Origin of the sequence: Aeromicrobium chenweiae (genome assembly GCF_003065605.1) — a bacterium.
Classification (GTDB): domain Bacteria; phylum Actinomycetota; class Actinomycetes; order Propionibacteriales; family Nocardioidaceae; genus Aeromicrobium; species Aeromicrobium chenweiae.
Map to the genome: position 1 here is coordinate 136577 of NZ_CP026952.1, position 16583 is coordinate 153159.

General features: G+C 66.0%; 14 protein-coding genes and 1 tRNA gene. 8 read left to right on the forward strand and 7 right to left on the reverse strand.

Annotated features, from left to right (window positions below):
* Positions 1-15 precede the first annotated feature (15 nt).
* Positions 16-942, forward strand: coding sequence for an NADP-dependent oxidoreductase (locus C3E78_RS00655; RefSeq protein ID WP_108576504.1), 927 nt, complete (start codon positions 16-18; stop codon positions 940-942).
* 86 nt (positions 943-1028) lie between these two features.
* Here the strand turns inward: C3E78_RS00655 and C3E78_RS00660 are convergent, their stop codons facing one another.
* Both C3E78_RS00660 and C3E78_RS00665 read right to left on the reverse strand, forming a co-directional pair.
* Positions 1029-2849 carry a phosphoenolpyruvate carboxykinase (GTP) gene (locus tag C3E78_RS00660; protein WP_108576505.1) on the reverse strand — a complete coding sequence of 607 codons (1821 nt, stop codon included), beginning with the start codon at positions 2847-2849 and terminating at the stop codon, positions 1029-1031.
* A gap of 239 nt (positions 2850-3088) precedes the next feature.
* Positions 3089-5002 carry a hypothetical protein gene (locus tag C3E78_RS00665; protein ID WP_108576506.1) on the reverse strand — a complete coding sequence of 638 codons (1914 nt, stop codon included), beginning with the start codon at positions 5000-5002 and terminating at the stop codon, positions 3089-3091.
* Between the two features lie 140 nt (positions 5003-5142).
* Between C3E78_RS00665 and C3E78_RS00670 the strand changes: the two genes are divergently transcribed.
* Positions 5143-5215 (forward strand) — tRNA-Arg (locus C3E78_RS00670).
* A 217-nt stretch (positions 5216-5432) separates the two neighbouring features.
* Here the strand turns inward: C3E78_RS00670 and C3E78_RS00675 are convergent.
* The 3 genes from C3E78_RS00675 to C3E78_RS00685 all read right to left on the reverse strand — a co-directional run bounded on the left by C3E78_RS00675 (position 5433) and on the right by C3E78_RS00685 (position 7993).
* Positions 5433-6134, reverse strand: coding sequence for a DUF3800 domain-containing protein (locus tag C3E78_RS00675; RefSeq protein ID WP_159085760.1), 702 nt, complete (start codon positions 6132-6134; stop codon positions 5433-5435).
* 99 nt (positions 6135-6233) lie between these two features.
* Positions 6234-7229 carry a tyrosine-type recombinase/integrase gene (locus C3E78_RS00680; protein WP_159085761.1) on the reverse strand — a complete coding sequence of 332 codons (996 nt, stop codon included), beginning with the start codon at positions 7227-7229 and terminating at the stop codon, positions 6234-6236.
* Between the two features lie 176 nt (positions 7230-7405).
* Positions 7406-7993, reverse strand: a complete 588-nt coding sequence (locus tag C3E78_RS00685; protein WP_135804878.1) for a hypothetical protein — start codon at positions 7991-7993, stop codon at positions 7406-7408.
* 56 nt (positions 7994-8049) lie between these two features.
* Here C3E78_RS00685 and C3E78_RS00690 point away from each other — a divergent pair, with 56 nt between their 5' ends.
* The 6 genes from C3E78_RS00690 (at position 8050) to C3E78_RS18095 (ending at position 13224) form a co-directional block, all read left to right on the forward strand.
* Positions 8050-8262, forward strand: a complete 213-nt coding sequence (locus C3E78_RS00690; RefSeq protein ID WP_108576510.1) for a helix-turn-helix domain-containing protein — start codon at positions 8050-8052, stop codon at positions 8260-8262.
* An 831-nt stretch (positions 8263-9093) separates the two neighbouring features.
* Positions 9094-9315, forward strand: coding sequence for a hypothetical protein (locus tag C3E78_RS18085; protein WP_135804879.1), 222 nt, complete (start codon positions 9094-9096; stop codon positions 9313-9315).
* A complete protein-coding gene (locus tag C3E78_RS00695) occupies positions 9315-10004 on the forward strand; it encodes a hypothetical protein (RefSeq protein WP_108576511.1) in 690 nt (229 codons plus the stop codon). The genes C3E78_RS18085 and C3E78_RS00695 overlap by 1 nt, the downstream gene beginning before the upstream one ends.
* A gap of 68 nt (positions 10005-10072) precedes the next feature.
* On the forward strand, positions 10073-10435 hold the full coding sequence (locus C3E78_RS18090) for a hypothetical protein (protein WP_135804880.1): 363 nt from the start codon (positions 10073-10075) through the stop codon (positions 10433-10435).
* A 786-nt stretch (positions 10436-11221) separates the two neighbouring features.
* Positions 11222-12061: a serine/threonine-protein kinase gene (locus C3E78_RS00705; RefSeq protein ID WP_108576513.1), complete on the forward strand. Its 840-nt coding sequence runs from the start codon at positions 11222-11224 to the stop codon at positions 12059-12061.
* Positions 12061-13224 (forward strand): hypothetical protein, encoded by a 1164-nt coding sequence (locus C3E78_RS18095; protein WP_135804881.1) that lies wholly within the window; start codon positions 12061-12063, stop codon positions 13222-13224. Before C3E78_RS00705 ends, C3E78_RS18095 begins: the two co-directional genes overlap by 1 nt.
* Positions 13225-14048: 824 nt before the next feature.
* Here C3E78_RS18095 and C3E78_RS00710 read toward each other — a convergent pair.
* Positions 14049-15002: a hypothetical protein gene (locus C3E78_RS00710; RefSeq protein WP_108576514.1), complete on the reverse strand. Its 954-nt coding sequence runs from the start codon at positions 15000-15002 to the stop codon at positions 14049-14051.
* Positions 15003-15936: 934 nt separating this feature from the next.
* Positions 15937-16425, reverse strand: coding sequence for a serine O-acetyltransferase (locus C3E78_RS00715; RefSeq protein ID WP_108576515.1), 489 nt, complete (start codon positions 16423-16425; stop codon positions 15937-15939).
* Between the last annotated feature and the right edge of the window lie 158 nt (positions 16426-16583).

The window sequence follows — 16583 nt, forward strand, 5'->3', positions numbered from 1 at the left end:
ACCACGAGGAGCAGCATGCGCACCATCACCCAGACGAGCTTCGGCGGGACCGACGTCCTGGAGCAGGTCGACGTCCCGAGCCCGGAGCCTTCCGCCGGTGAGGTCCGGATCGCCGTCGGCGCGATCGGCGTCAACCCGCTGGACGTCGCGGTCCGCGAGGGCTGGTACCCGATGATCGGCGAGCCCCCGTTCACCCTCGGCTGGGACGTCGCCGGGACCGTCGACGCCCTCGGCGACGGGGTGACCGACTTCGCCGTGGGCGACCGGGTCTTCGGCATGCCCCGCCTGCCCGGTGCCGGGAACACGTACGCCGAGCAGGTCGTCGTCCCCGCAGCCGAGCTGCTCGCGACGCCGGACTGGTTGGACGACGCCCACGCGGCGGCGCTCCCGCTCGTCGCCCACACCGCGTACCGCTCGATCGTCGAGATCGCCCAGCTGCAGCCGGGGCAGCGCGTGCTCGTGCAGGCTGCAGGCGGCGGCGTGGGCCACGTCGCGGTCCAGCTCGCGAAGACGCTGGGAGCAGAGGTCGTCGCGACGGCCAGCGCGGGCAAGGTGGACTTCGTGCGCGGGCTGGGCGCTGACCAGGTCATCGACTACCGGGAGCAGGACTTCGCGACGCTGCTGTCCGACGTCGACCTGGTGATCGACCCGTTCGGCGGTGAGAGCGTCGGACGCTCGCTCGCCGTGGTGCGCGACGGGGGAGTCGTGGCGTCGCTGCTCGACGTCCGCGAGGAGGACGTCGTCGCGGCGAAGGAGCGGGGGATCGAGCTGAATCGCGTGCGCATCGTGCCCAGCCGCGCGGCCCTGCAGGCCGTCGTCGACCTGATGGCCGCCGACCGGCTGGCGGTGCACGTGTCGGGCAGGTTCCCCCTCGCCCAGGCGGGTGCCGCGCACGACGAGCTGGGCCGGGGCGTCGTCGGCAAGCTCGTCCTCGTCCCCTGACCAAACGCCGCTGGGCCTGACGTTTCGACGCGACACGCACGGCGTGTCTGGCAGAAACGTCAGGCCCAGCGGGGACGGGCCGGGTGCTACAGGCCCAGGCGGGCCTTCAGGCCGTCGAGCTCGGTCCAGAGCACAGCCGGCAGGGTGTCGCCGAACTTCTCGAACCACTCGTTGATCTGCGGGATCTCGGCTGCCCACTCCTCGGGGCTCACCGCGAGCGCCTTCGCCAGCTGCTCCTCGGTGACGTCGAGGCCGTCGGTGTCGATCGACGACGTCGGCGGGACGAGGCCGATCGGCGTCTCGAACGCCTCGACCTTGCCCTCGACGCGGTCGATGACGTACTTCAGGATGCGGCTGTTCTCGCCGAAGCCGGGCCACAGGAAGCCGCCGTCCTCGTCGCGACGGAACCAGTTGACGTAGAAGATCTTGGGGAACTTCGACTCGTCGTTGTTCTTGGCCATGTTGATCCAGTGACCGAAGTAGTCACCCGCGTCGTAGCCGATGAACGGCAGCATGGCCATCGGGTCGCGGCGCACGACGCCGACGGCACCGGTCGCGGCAGCCGTGGTCTCCGACGACAGCGTCGCGCCCATGAACGTGCCGTGGGTCCAGTCGCGGGCCTCGGTCACCAGGGGGATCGTCGTCTTGCGGCGGCCGCCGAACAGGATCGCGTCGAGCGGGACGCCGTTCGGGTCGTCGTACTCGTCGGCCAGGATCGGGCACTGCTTGATCGGCGTGCAGAACCGGCTGTTGGCGTGGCTCGAGAGCTGGTCGCTCTCGGGCGTCCAGTCGTTGCCCTTCCAGTCGGTCAGGTGGGCCGGCGGCTCGTCCGTCATGCCCTCCCACCAGACGTCACCGTCGTCGGTCAGCGCGACGTTCGTGAACACCGAGTTGCCCTGCGCGATGGTCTTCATCGCGTTGGCGTTGGTGTCCCACCCGGTGCCCGGCGCCACGCCGAACAGGCCGAACTCGGGGTTCACGGCGTACAGGCGGCCGTCGGCGCCGACCCGGATCCAGGCGATGTCGTCGCCGATCGTCTCGACCTTCCAGCCCGGGATGGTCGGCTCGACCATCGCCAGGTTGGTCTTGCCGCACGCGCTGGGGAAGCCGGCGGCGATGTACTTGACGGTGCCCTCGGGGTTCGTGAGCTTCAGGATGAGCATGTGCTCGGCCATCCAGCCCTCGTCGCGGCCCATGACCGAGGCGATGCGCAGCGCGTAGCACTTCTTGCCGAGCAGAGCGTTGCCGCCGTAGCTCGACCCGTACGACCAGATCGTGCGCTCCTCGGGGAACTGCACGATGTACTTGGTGTCGTTGCACGGCCACGGGACGTCGGCCTGGCCCTCGGCCAGCGGCGCGCCGAACGAGTGGAGCGCCGGCACGTAGTCGGCCTCCGTCTCCTCGATCTTGGTCAGGACGTCCTTGCCGATGCGGGCCATGACGGTCATGGACGCCACGACGTACGCCGAGTCGGTGATCTCGACGCCGAACATGGGGTGGTCGGAATCCAGGTGACCCATGACGAACGGGATGACGTACATCGTGCGGCCCTGCATGCAGCCGTCGTACAGATCGGTCATGATCTGCTTCATCTCGTCGGGCGCCATCCAGTTGTTGGTGGGCCCGGCGTCCTTCTCGTCGACGGAGCAGATGTAGGTGCGGTCCTCGACGCGGGCGACGTCGTTCGGGTCGGAGGCGCAGTAGAAGGAGTTGGGCTTCTTCTCGGCGTTGAGACGCTTGAAGGTGCCTGCCCCGACGAGCCGGTCCGTGACGGTGGCCCACTCCTCGGGCGAACCATCGCACCAGTGGATCTCGGCCGGCTTGGTCAGTGCGGCTACCTCGTCGACCCAGCCCTGGAGCTTGGCGTACGACGATCGGTAGGTGGTGCTGATGGTCTCTACAGACATGTGTGGACTTTTCCTTCTCGCGCATCGCGAACCAAGCGCATTGGATCGCACCCCCGGAGCCAGTCGGGCCCCAGGCAGCTGATGTGTGATGAGTCGCCACCGACCGGCGGTGGCGATTCAGCCGACTGTACGGGCGCGGCGCGGGGGGCGGCTATGGCACAGCGGGTGAATATCGTCACACGTACGAAAAGGAGGGAGGCACCGGATCCGGTGCCTCCCTCCTCACGTGCTGCCGAGCGCTACCGCTTCTTGTACCGCACGCTCAGGTTGAAGCTGCCGCGTGTGACGGCGGGGGTCATGGCCTTGGCCGTCACGCGCTGCTGGGTGCCGTTGCTCTTCATGTAGAGCTGCTCGGCGATCAGGCTGTCGTTGTGCGGCTGAGCCTTGAGCGCCGCAAGCACCTCGGCGAGGGTGGCCGGGGAGGGGTCTTCGTCCATGTAGAACTCCTCCTCGTCCTCCTCGTCCATCCGGATCGTGAACTCGCTCTCGTCCATCGGGTAGTAGCTCTGCCCACCGCTCAGCCGGGCCATCCCGACGCCGGAGGCGCCCTTGCTGGTCTTGAGGTTGAGCCGCTTCTTGACCGGCTTCGCGACCGAGTCCGGGGTGGCGGGCACCAGCGTGGCCAGCAGCGACAGGCTCCGGCCCCGCTTCAGGGAGACCCGCTTGCCGCTCTTGACCGGGACCCACGTCCGTACGGTCTTCTTGCCGATCTTGGTGGTCTTGCGGTACTCGACCTTCGCGATGCGCAGCGCGTTGTAGTCCGGCTTGAGCTGGTTGTTGATCGTCACCGAGTTGATCGTGACCTTGCGGTCCGAGCCGTACTGCAGGAACTCGACGTCGCTGGCGATGTCGAACGGCAGCTGCTCGGGGAAGAACGCGTCGTACGAGAGCCGCTGCGAGCGGGTGTAGGTGGCCGGCTTGCCGCCGCTCGGCGTGTAGGCGATGGTCCACGAGGCGATGGCCTCGCCGCCGTTCGCGTACGCGTCGAGGCCGTCCAGGACGTCGTTGTAGACCTGCGAGGCCACGGTGGACGCGAGCGCCTGGGGGACGGACACGTGGCTGACGGCCTGCGTCCGCTGGCCGGCGACCGTGGTGTTGGTGGTGACCGTGGTCTCCTGCGGCATCTTGCCGAGGACCCCCAGGATGCCGCTCAGGCGGTCCTGGGTGATCTGGCCCAGCGGGGTCGTGTCGATGTTCGCCATCTTGAACGACCCGTTCGTGTCCTCCTGGATCACGGCGGCGGAGGCGGCGTGGAACGTCTCGCTCGCCTTGTCCCCGTCGAAGTTGTCCGGGTGGCCGAAGGCGAAGACCTTCGAGCCGCAGATGGCCGTGATGGTGCCGACCGACGCGAGCGTGACGTCGCCGCGGGCGAACGCCGTGGCGATGTTGCCGCCCGGGACGATCGCGGTGGCCGGGTCGAGAGTGGTCGTGGACGCGCCCGACGTGAACTTCGGCAGCGCAGTGCGGAACTTCTTCTTCATCTGGCGCGACTTGGCCGTGAACTTGGTGGCGACGGAGCCGGGCGTGCCGACCGCGACCCGCGGCACGGTCAGGTGCGGCAGCGTCGTCGGCACGGAGGCGTCGTCGGCCTTGGTGGCGGTCGTCGCGGCGATGCGCTTGCCGGCCGACGCGGGGATGGTGACCTTCGCCGCGGACGGCGCGGTCGCCTGGGTGCCCTGGATGCCGAGGACGTCCTTGGCGGGCGTGACGCCCGCGATGACGCTGGGGCCGTAGCTGAACCCGTACGCCACGGCGCCGATCAGGTTGTCGTCCGCGTCGTAGACGGGCGAGCCGGACATGCCGGACCAGATGCCCGCGTCGACCGTGACGTTGCCGTCCCGGTCGGTCTTGGTGATCCGCGAGCCCTCCATCGAGAACAGGAGGATGTCCTTGCCGCGTCCGGCGCCGTTGGCGAGGGTGTCGACGTACGAGCCGGTGAACGCCTCGGGCGTGACGCCACGGGTCGTGGTCAGGCCGTGGACGGGCTGACCTGCGGTGAAGCCGCCGGTCCAGACCGGGGTGCCGGCGCACAGCTGCGTGTCCACGTCCTCGGGGGCCGCGTGGGCGCCCGTGGTCGTGGCGGCGATGCCCGCGACGACCAGCGCGAAGGTGGATGTGGCGCTGGCGGCTGTCCGCAGCGGGCGTGATGCCATGGGTGTTCTCCCGGGTGGTGAAGTGGTGACACGTCACCCTAGGGCTGTGCCTGTGATCGCAGGGGGGAATCGAAAGATCGGTCCCCGGATTTTCTCCTGGAGCCAGGGCGCGATAGTATCGGCGAGGCCCTTCGGGGTGTGCGCCCGTAGCTCAACGGATAGAGCATCTGACTACGGATCAGAAGGTTAGGGGTTCGAATCCCTTCGGGCGCGCAGAGTGCAGGTTTCTGACCAGCGCAAACAGACGGAGGCCCCCCGATACTTACCGGATCGGGGGGCCTTCTCTCACGAATCTCTCACTAAGTGCACCGGCTCGGTTCATTGAAACTGTCAGCCGTGTGCCCTATCGTCTGAGTCGTGGACGCCCGCGAGGGCCTCCCGCCCCGCCTTAGGCCCCGTAGACAGAATGTCGCCGGGGCCTTCGTGCGTCCTAGGGCGTCCAGGTCCACTGGTGCTCGACCTTCGGGGCGATCCTGGCCCAGAGCGATTGGTTCGCCCGAATCGCGCGCTCGTCGGTGTCGACTGCAGTCTCTATGCGGTGGTGCAGGAAGGCGATCAGATCCGCAGCCTGAATCAAGCGACTGTGGTGCGATGGCGCGAAGTGGATCGTGTCAACGATCCGAGGAAGGGTGGAACTCAGGTACCCGGGGGTGCCGTAGTCCTTGAAGTCGGTCAGATCGCGGCGTCGGCGGTCGTGCTCATGCAATTCGTCGGCAATAACCAAGGCGACCTGATCAGTTCCGCGGGCGTAGTCGTTGACTCGCTCCAGGAGGTGTTGGAGGCACACGTCATGGGGGTCCGAAGCGCGATCGCCGTAGCGTTCAGTCAGACGCTTCCTCATCACGCCACGAAGAAAGATCTTCACGTCGTGATCGGCGATGACCTGTAACGCGCGGTTGTACATCGCGATTCGCTGGCGTGGCTTGAGTCCCTCCCAGTCGCCCTCGCCGTGGAAGAGGGGGTGGCCGTGCAGTTCGGCCTTCGAGCTGAAGCCGTCGAACTCCCACATGGCGTCACGGACAACTTTCGCCAAGCCGGTCTCCAGACCCCGGATGGCCTCATGATGCACGGCGAGACCGCAGACGTAGTAGACGTTCTTCGAGTGGGACTCATCGACGTAGGTCAGCAACACAGGTCGAGATTGCCATGACATCAGTCGGCGCGGTGGGATCCGACACAACAACGCCCCGCGAAGGTTGGTTCGCGGGGCTTCTTGCTGACTTGCAACGGCTTACCGGACCGCTGCGAGTGCCTCACCGAGTGCCGTCGCGGCGGTCTGTGCGCCGCGCTCTGTGCTCGTCACGTACGTGGACAGGTGCACGGCCACCGTGTGCCCGAGCAGGCCCGCCGCGTCGGCCGGTGCAACGCCCGACCGGTGGAGCAGCGTCGCCACCGTGTGCCGGACGTCGTGCAGCCGCGTCGCCGGGACGTCGGCCTCCGCGCAAAGGTCCGCGAAGCGGTCGGAGAACGCCTCAGGTCGCACCGGTCGGCCCATCGCGTCCACGAGCACGTACCCGCTCTCCTCGTACGCGCTGCCAGACGCGAGCCGGTCGGCAGCCTGCCGGGCCTTCAGGGACTTCAGCAGCGCGACCGTGCCTGTGTGCATCGACTCGACCGGGACAGTGCGCCACGACGCTGCCGACTTCGGATCGTCCGTTGTGGTGCGCTTCCCGTCGAGCGCGACCCGACCCGCCTCGACCGTGACCGCGCCCTCCGTGAGGTCGACCGCCGTCCAGCGCAGCCCGAGCACCTCGGAGCGTCGCAGCCCGGAGAGTGTCAGCCGCCAACCCGCCGCCCAGTCGTCGGTGTCGGCCGTCGCGCGGAACCTCAGCAAGTCAGACGGCTCCCACACGGTCACGGTCCTGACGTCGGCGCGAGTCTTGCGCGGCGCCCGCACCCCGTCCGCGACGTTCACGGACAACAGGCCCTCAGAGACGCCGTACGCGAGCACCTGCCGGACCGCGCCGAGCGTGAACACGATCGTGCGGTGGCTGACGCCCTTGCCGGTGCGCCCGGCTTCCGTCGCCAGCCACGTCACGAGTGCCTCTACGTCGGACCGGCCGAGGCCCTGAGCCTTGCGGCTGCCCATCCGTGCCCGGACCGGCTTCAGGACCGTCCGGTAGCCGTTGAGGGTGATCTCGCGTACGTCGCGTCTGGACTCCAGCCACCGAGCGCACAGGGCCTCGAACGTGGTCCGGTCCGGCGCGTTGTACGTCCCGCGCTTCACGTCTGCCCGAATCTCGGAGACTCGCTCCCGAGCGGCCGTCAGCGTGTCGAGGGTCTCGGTGTGCTGACGCCGTCGACCGTCCTCGCGTTCACCGACGTCAAGCACGAGCCGATACCGCCAGCCCGTGCGCGTCTCCACGAGCCTTATCGGCTCGCCTTCCTTCGGTTTCGCCACTCTCATTGTTCTCCACCCTTTCTCCGAGCGCGGGCGTTCCGCGCCTCGATGACTTGCTTTACTCGCTCGTCGGCCCGCGATTGATCGAGCGACGCGCGTGCAATGTCGCTGAGCAGTTGCAACCGCTCGATCGGGTCCGTTGTGGTCTCCAGATGATCCGCGTACGCCCGTAGGACTCCCGCGAAATGACCTTCAATCGGTCCCTGTGTGGCCCCTGCCGACGCATAGAACTGGGCAGGCTCGGGCACCGAGTCGAGCGGACGATGACCGGCGAACCAAGCAGCGAACGGCGCGCGCCCGTGTGCCTCCCCAGCGAGATCCACCGACTCCCCATCCGTGTCGACGAGCGAGAGCGGCGTGACCGAGAGGACGAGTGCGAACGTCAGCCACTCCTGCGCAGAAACAGTGCGCTGACCCTTCCGCGCCCGGATCACAGCTGAGTGCTGCATCGGATGTCCGGCCTCAGTCATGCGTCGAGCGACGTCGCGATCGCTCCATAGCGTCGTGCGGGGGTCCAGTGCTTCGGCGGTTGCGCGTCGCTGAGCGATCGCCTTTCCGATTCCTCGGGCGAGTGCGGGGTCAATCTGCATGGTGTCAGTTTAGTCCATCAGTGGACGAAATGAGTACAGGCGGACAGGCTGAAGTCATGACGAACGCAGCAGACGAGCAAGACCGGGCCCTGACGGTGTCGGAACTCCGAGAACGCCCCTCCGTCACGGTCGAGGAGGCTGCCGAAGTTCTGAGCCTCGGTCGTGCGAGCGCCTACGCGGCGGTGAAGCGTGGCGAGATTCCGACGGTCAGGATTGGGCGCCGTCTGATCGTCCCGACGTCTGCGCTCCTGCGTCTACTCGATGCCTGACAGGACCGAGAGGAGGAGGGGGATGAGTCGTGACGGTGCTCGACGATGGGCGAGACAACACCTACCGGGAGGCATGGTGGCGCGCGTTTCTCACCAGTCCGGGCCTTCCGTCGGGCGCGCGACTGGTCGGTGTGGTGATCTCTACGCATTCTCGCGCGAACGGCCTCCGAGCCGTCGTGTCGGCCGAAATGATCGCTGCCGAAACCGGGGCCGGTGAGTCGACAGTGAGACGTCACGTTCATTGGCTACGCGTCCACGGCTGGGTTGTAAGAACCGTGCAGGGTGGCCGCGACGGTTCTGGTCGGGTCCGTGCCAACGAGTACGCATTGACCATCTCTACTGCTCAGTCAGGTGAGCAGCTGAGCGGCCTCTCAACCAATCAGTCAGGCGAGCAGTTGAGCGTGGTCTCAACCGCTCGATCCGTGGTCTCAACCGCTCGATCTGACGTCTCAACCGCTCACTCAGGTGAGCGCCCCCCTAGTAGTTCCCCTAGAAATACCCCTCGCCGCCCTCGGCGGGTGTGGAACGCACCTGCTCCGGCGAGCGCATTCCCTCCGGGCGCGACGCGTCTGGAGACCTGGTGAACGACGAGAGGAACGACAGTATGAGCAAGAATCGAGCACCACGAGACCGGTTCGCGCAGGGCGTGCGAGAGAGGTTCGCAGGCAGGCGGACGGTCGCCCTCCCCGCCGAGGAGATCCGAGCGAACTTGCTCAGGGGTCCCGGGGCCAAAGATCGCTGGCCGCTCAATGCCATCGAGGTAAGTCCCGTCGCGGAAGCCCTTGCCAAGGGCACGCGGCACGTGACCGCAATCGACCCGGAGGTGAAGGCATGACGGGCTTTCAGCACTCGATCCCGCTCGGACGCGCGGACGTGAAACTCAACGCCCAGCAAAGGGAGGCATGCGAGCGCGCCGAGCGTGGGCACCTGCTGTCCGAAGCGCAGCGCGGCGCCTTGCAAGCAGCATCGGTGTACGCCAATCCCGCAGACGCCCGCAGGGCTCAGGCGGCTTTGGATGACGAAGGCAACCGCAACGGTCGGAGGGAGCGCTGATGAGCACCGTTACTGATCGCCAGCCCGAAGTCATTGCGATAGACGCACGGATTGCCAAGGCCCGGGAGCAAGAGCGCACCCTCGCGGACAAGTCGGCCAAGGCCGCGACGAAGTATCGCGCGGCCTACGCCAAGTGGGAGGCGGAAGCCATCGCCGCTGAACTTGCGGGAAAGGATCCGAAACCGGCTCCGCCTCCGCCGGACGAGACGACTCGCAGGCTCGTGATGCAGAGGCTGCGCGCTCAGATCGACCGGGACATCGTTGAGCGCCGCCGTGCGATAGTCAGCGCTGCCGACACGATCCGGGAGGGGGTTGAGCGCGAGGCAGCCGAGATCGTTGCGGGGGCGCGGGGACCGCTGGAGGAACTGCGCGAGGCCGCCCTGGTCCTCCGGCGATTGATCGGTGCACTCGACGAGATCGCCGACGCGCGGCAATCGCTGGACCCCTACCAAGCGACTCCTCTTCGTCGCCCGCCTGTGGTCGATCTCTCGACCCTCGTTGGCGCGATTGACCACGGCCTGAGTGCAGTTTTGGAGGGCAGGGACACCCATGAACGTCGGACTCTCGGGGTCCAGTCCGGCTCGACACTCGACGTTCCGCCCACGGAGGGGCGGGAGCCCGCATCCGAGACAACGCCTACGACCGTCGCCGTTGGCATCGTCCGGACGGCTCACGGAGCCGAATTGTGACCGCCGCCAGTCCTGTTGTGTCCTCAGAGGTCCACCCTGAGAATCTCAGCCCGGCCCAGGAGATCGCTGTGCGAGTACTGGTGACGACAGGCTCCACCGCTGCGGCGGCGACCGCAGCCGACGTAACGGAGCGCTCAGTACGCCGGTGGCTAGCCGATGCCGGGTTTCGGGTCGCCTATCGGGCTGCGGGGCGCGCTGCTGCCTCTGAAGCGGTTTCCGCGCTGCTTGCTGCTCAGGGTGAGGCCGTCGCGGCGCTTCGGAAGGCGCTCACTGCGGAGTCGGCAGCCACACGCGTGCGGGCGGCGCGCGCGTTGCTGGAGGTCGGCCGTCACGTCCTTGACGAGGACATCGAGGAGCGGATCGAACGGCTGGAGGAGGTGACCCGGTGGCAGCAGGATCGCGACACAGGTCTGACCGCGCTGCCCGCCTGAGCGCACTGGAGGCGACCGTCGCCACCCCAGCGCCGGACGGCGATCCGACACTAGGCGACCTCGTCGTCCGGCTCGACGCGCCGGTCCAGGAGGTGCTCCGAGGGTGGCTGGCAGCGCTCGCAGCGCCGATGGGCTCCGCCGACCGCGCCCGCGTCTGCTGCAAGGTGCACGGCCTCCGCAGAGTCTGGGCATGGCTCAGGCGGGGTGTCCCGCTCACCGCCGCTGACGTCGTCCTGATCGAGCAGGAACACTCCTGCCGCTAGACCGCCCGCCGAGGACCGGCCACCTCGGCGGGCACCGCCGTAGTTGTCCTCGTCGTCGGGACAACCTTTGACACCGAAGATGACACAGGCATGGATGAGTCAGATCTTTTTTCGCGGCCGGTCGGGCCAACACGGGTGGCGTGGTTCGGCGGGCGACCGCAGACGTCGAGCGCTACGTCGGTCTGGAGAAACTCATCGCGGAGTGCAGGGTGCGCGGCTTTCACGTAATTGCGACCGGAGACCAGATTGTGATCCTCTGCCACGAGGGCGAACTCGGTATCCACTACTAAGACAACAGACCCAGGGGGGCCTGTCGTGAGAGATGGGTGAGAGACCGGCCCACAAGTCCCCATTCGCCGCTAACTAATCGCCCATTCTCGCTGGTCAGCGCCATGTGTGTGACGCGCACAGGGCAAGAGCGTCTCGTTAACCTTCTGATCGACACACAGACTGGCGTGGCATCGCTCGTCTGGCCGATGAAAACGAACGTCGTGACACCCGCTCACAGATAACATCGCCGGCTATGAGTCAAACACTTGTCCAGGATGTGACGGCTGCACTCGGGCTGGAGGACGTGACACCGCTGATCCAGGGCGGTCAGAAGATTGTTCTCAAGTGCACGCTCAGCGGGGCTGAAGCCGTCGCCAAGATCGTGCTTGTGAGTAACGATCCGAACGGTCGGATCACCTCAGAGCGCGCCCATCGTGAGGTCGAATTGCTATCGACGGTGGATTCGCCTCGCGTCGTGAAAGTCCTGACCGACGCTGTCGAAATCGGTGATCCGACGGAGGCCGTCTGCTGGGTCGAGGAGTACCTCGATGGGCAAGATGTCCGTCAGACTCTCAACACGATCTGGTCGGAGGACGACGTCTGGACGCTCCTTGGCGACATCGCGGTTGCGCTGGAGGCGTGCCATGAGTTAGACGTCGTACATCGCGACTTGTCCGCTGGCAACGTTCGGAAGACAGCGGACGGACGTTTCGTACTGATGGACCCCGGTCTCGCGCGGCACTTGGAGCGAACCGCGATAACGGGTCATTTCCAGCCTGGTACCCCAGGATGGCGATCCCCCGAGCACGTCCCAGGGGGCGAGCCTTCGCCTGCGAGCGACATCTTTGCTCTAGGCATCCTTGCCTTCTATGCGCTCACTGGCGGTTTCCCAGTCGACCCCAACGGTGCGCCGGGCGAGTACGACCGTCGGCTCACCGATGAGCAGGCTGCTCCTATCAAGTCGGTTGCGGCAGGGGTTTCCGACCAACTGGCACAAGTCATCGACACGTGTTTACAGCGGCAACCTGCCCGACGCTTCCTAGACGGACGCGAACTGAGAGAACGAATCGCAACGATCAGAGGAGAGTCCTGATGGCTGGAGTGCTCATCCACGACGGCCGCCGGTCAGGGCAGAGGAAATGGTCTGCCGAAGCGGTTGAGGCGGGTCGTGCGGACGGCGTGATCATTTCCCCGTTCGCTACCCCCAGAGTTAGCGAACCTCGCCACCCGAGCGCGGGTGACGTGGCGAGTGCAGTTCGCTCGGTTGGCGGCGAGGTCGTCTTTGATCCGATGACACACGCGCGATTCCTGCCAGCGTGCAACAAGGTCGACTTCTACGACGAATGGGAGTTGTGGGACGGCGCTCCCGCGCCCCTAGACACGGCGGCCTCCCGCGTATCGCACGTCGAGCGTGTTTTTCAGCGTCAGGATTCCCTGAATGCTGCGCACCTGGCGCCAACTCTCCAGCTGGCTTCGCCCGTTGCGGCCGAGGCGACGCACGCCCTTGCTACTGCCCGAGTTGCGCGAGGTATCGACGGCGATTCGTGGCAGTCACTCGTCGGGACGCGAGCCTTCTGGAGTTCGGGCACTCGCCTCGATGCCTACGTCGGCAGCCTCGTTGCGCTCAGGTCACCGGTGTGGGTGCTGACCGTTGCAAACGAGATCGTCGTCGACCACGTACCGGATCTCACGGATGTCGAGGCGTTCTCGGGACTCTGCCGGACTGTCCATTCGCTGTCGATCCGATCGCGGGTCATCGTCGCGCACGCCGACTTTTCAGGTCTGCCCGCCATCGCTGCAGGCGCCGACACGCTTGGCAGCGGGTGGGATCGAGGGCAACGTACATTCGATCCGCTTTCCTTCCACGTCGACTCGGATCCGGGGATTCGGATTCCCGCATCGTATGTGACCCAGGGAGGTCTTCAATCAATTCTTCGACGCGACACTGCGCAGGCCATCGAGCGCTGGAATTCTGCCAGAGCACTAGCGTTACGAGGGGGTCCAATGCCACCAAGTGACGCCGCCCAGAGAATGCACCACCTGGGTCGTCTGCGCGAAGCAGTGCTCGCTGTTGGCGCGTCTGCGTTGCGGGCCGACCGGGTCGCCGAACTCCGGAGACGTTACGCCGTTTCCGGATCCGCGTATGACGACCTAGTTGCCGCCTTGCGTCCTACGGTGAGGCTCAGTGACAAGGAGGCCTGGAACATTCGGCCATCGCAGGTGCTGGAGCGCTACGCCGCAGGTGAAGGCTTCTGATGCGACACAGACTTCGCTAGCAATTCGGACGCTACCAGCCGCAGCCCAGCATCCGGGCGGCCGATTGTTGGCTTAAGCAACCAGCGGTCACGTACCGCAAGCCCAATTCCCAACCCGTGATATCTGGAGATAACTTCACTCAGATCACGAGGAGGCTTTAGTAAGACGACGGCACTCGCGTCCGACCAGACCGAGTAGCGGACAGCCTGGCTGAGTCCTTGCTGCCAGTCCGATACTTTTGCCTCAAACGAGTAGCTGCGTCCAACGGGTGTGAACACTTCGTGGCGTAGGAAGTTGCCGCTCTCCAGTCTTGTGCTCATCCCGCGAGCCGTCAACGACGAAAGCCTTCGCCGCACTTGGTTGACGCTCATGCCTGACCGACGTGCCACGAACTCGGCAGTGTGGGCACGCCTCGGGGAGAGAGCCGCAAGGACCGCGCTGTCGCTGAGGCTCGTGACGAAAGGGATGCCTGAACGCAGGCGCTTCTCTAGCGCTGCACCAGATCGCGTTACTGCGAGCAGATCGGTTACGCCCTGTGGACCTGGGAACTCGGGGGCAAGCAGCAGCCCAATTCGTGCCCCCGGCAGGCGGGACGCGAGTGAACGAAGGTCGGCGTCAAGGAGGCGCTCAGTCGTTGGCTGGAACCGTCGCCCCGGTCGCTCCGGGGAGGAAACCTCTGTAGCGCCCTCGGGCACACGAGCGGTTGGACCCTCATGCAGCATCAGATCGCCTCCCGCAACATTGTCCCACCTTAATGAGACGAAAATCTGACGTACGGCGGGTTGGTAGGGACGAGCAAAGGGTGCGGTCCACCGCGGTCGCCGTCACCCTGCGGGGAACCCAAACCGACTAGCGAGATACAGCCAGAGGGTCCGAATGCTGGCGCCCGTGATGGCGTTGGTCGCCTTGTCGCCTAGGTTCGCGAGGCCACGGCCCGCGACTTCCAGGACACCACGATTCGGCTCGTCGGATGCGGCCATCGCTTCGATCATCGTGAGGTACGCCTCAGCGCCGCTGATCTCATTCTCAGGAAGGCCGGAGAGAGCATCGTGCACTGCAGCGAGGAGGTCGGGCAGGTGTTCGAGGTCCGCGCCCACGGTCTGCTCTTGGGTGACGATTTGGCCTGCTCCGGCCTGACCGTAGTTACCGCCGTGGACGTTGACGGTGTTGTGGGTGCTGCTGGCTGACGCGGCGGGCTCGGTCGTGTACGCGCCGCTCGTGACCGCCCGCTGCCCCTTGGCAGTCACACGAGGCCGGATCACTGGCGGCCCGAATCCGACGCGGATTCCGGTCACGAAGTCCTCATCGCGCAAGAACGTCGCTGCCGCTGTGATTTCGGGTTCCGTGAAGGGGTCGGCCTCGACATGCGCGTGAACGGTCCCGGAGAAGGTGTCGATCTCCGGCGCCTCGTTGATCTCATCGTTCGTGTTTTCGTACATCCAATCGAGCAGCGCATCTCGCGCAGTCACGGACCTTGCACGCCGTGACGCTCGGCGCTCGGTGCGGTCGCGGACTAGCTGACGGCCCGCAGGTGTGAGTACCGCTCCGTACGTGGCCCAGCCGCCCATGGACTGCTCGCCGGTGATTAGCCCTCGTGCGTCGAGATCCTTCACGACAGCGATGAGCGACCCCTTTTCCGCCTCGGTGGGCGTGCCTGAGTCCTCGTAGAACGCGAGCGCGTCGTGGATGAGGTTCCCGTCGTTATGGGACGCGACCCAGTCAAGGAATCTGATTGTCAGGAGATCTGCCTCGTTGGTCGTCCACGCGCGCTGACCCATTTAATTTCCTCCACGTTCGCCGGTTCGATTGACCGTATCGTGCTCGCCGGACACATGGGCGCCTCACACGTAGCCGCGCGGAGGTGGGGTGAAGTCCTCCGCTCCGCAACTCCACGTGGCGCCCATCGAGTCATGCGGGCCCTTGTGGTGGCCCGGCAGACGACATCTCCGACACCACTCCAACTGTCACCCGACTCCCCCCTCTCCATGCCGTACCGGACTTGACGAGTGCGACGCACTCGGGACAAGAGTCGGGGTCAGCCACCCCGAAACTCAGTCGGGAGAGCAACGCGGACCCTCCGACCGCCCGTGGCCATCGGGCCGTCAGCCGAATAGAAGTAGACCTGTCTTGGCTGCCCGTTCGGCCGGACGTTCCAAGGGTCGCCCTCCTTCGTGTGTCCGGCGTCAACAGCGTGCGTTTTGCCGCGCTCTTCAGCGACTACCGGGTAAGCGCTTTATTGTTTTCGTATTCTTGAGGTGCTCAACCTTCTGAGGTGCGTGGTAGGGCGGGCGGTTCTGACATCTCATTCCCTCTTGCTCGGTCCAGAGCCTAGGGCGGTAACGACGACACCGACCCCGCCACGCGGGTTCAAGGTGCGGCACTGGGCTCTCACGGGATCTCTCACGGACGGCGCATAACAGAGTGAGACGGAATGACACGCGGTGCGGGTCGGCAGCCTGTGACTGCAGTACGGATCAGCATGAGCTGAGACCCGCAGATACGGGGTGCAAGTGCCTACGGATCAGAAGGTTAGGGGTTCGAATCCCTTCGGGCGCGCAAGGACAGAACACGCGGAACCCGGGCTCTCCATCGAGGGTCCGGGTTCTTCGCTCTGTGGGCGACACTTCTGTCGCCAGCAATCCCTGCTTCTGGCCGGAAGCAGCGCACTCTCGTGCAGGATCGAGTTCGTTGAGTTGCCGTCGCGGCAGACGTCTAGGTGGTCTGGCCGGCGGTGAAGTTCGGGTTCGTGCCGACCTTCTTGGCTGGCGATCCCGCCCATATCTCGCCGGGCGGAACACTGTCGAGGACGACAGAGTTTGCGCCGATCACGCAGTCGTGACCGAGGGTGAGGAACTGTCCGACCTTGAACAGGACGACCGCGTTCGCGCCCACGATGACGCGGTCCTCGACCACGATCCGCCCGCCGGTCGACGGGTCGTGGTCGACCTGGTCGAGACGTCGATACTGGTCGCCTCGCCCGAGCGTGACGCCTTGGTAGAGCACTACATCTTGACCGATGATTGTGTACTGGTGGACCACTAGCCCGACGGCGCCGTGCGCGAGACGCAGGCCGCCCGCGATCTGCACGCTGCGAGGGATCTCGACGCCAAGCAACTTGAGGGCGGCCCATGCCGTTTTGCCGCCTCGGCCATTGAGTCGACGGGCAAGTCGCATCTGCGGGGTGGGGCGCATGTCATCCATAGGCGCACACCTTACCGAGACGGCTTGTCATGCACGCCGCGAGTCCCGGCTCAGTTCCCCTCGACAGGACTCTGTGATCCGTGACTTCGCCACAGGGCTCAAAAAGTTCACCCTACGGGTCGGCATCCCTCCGCGTTCAACGAATCCTGATCCACCAC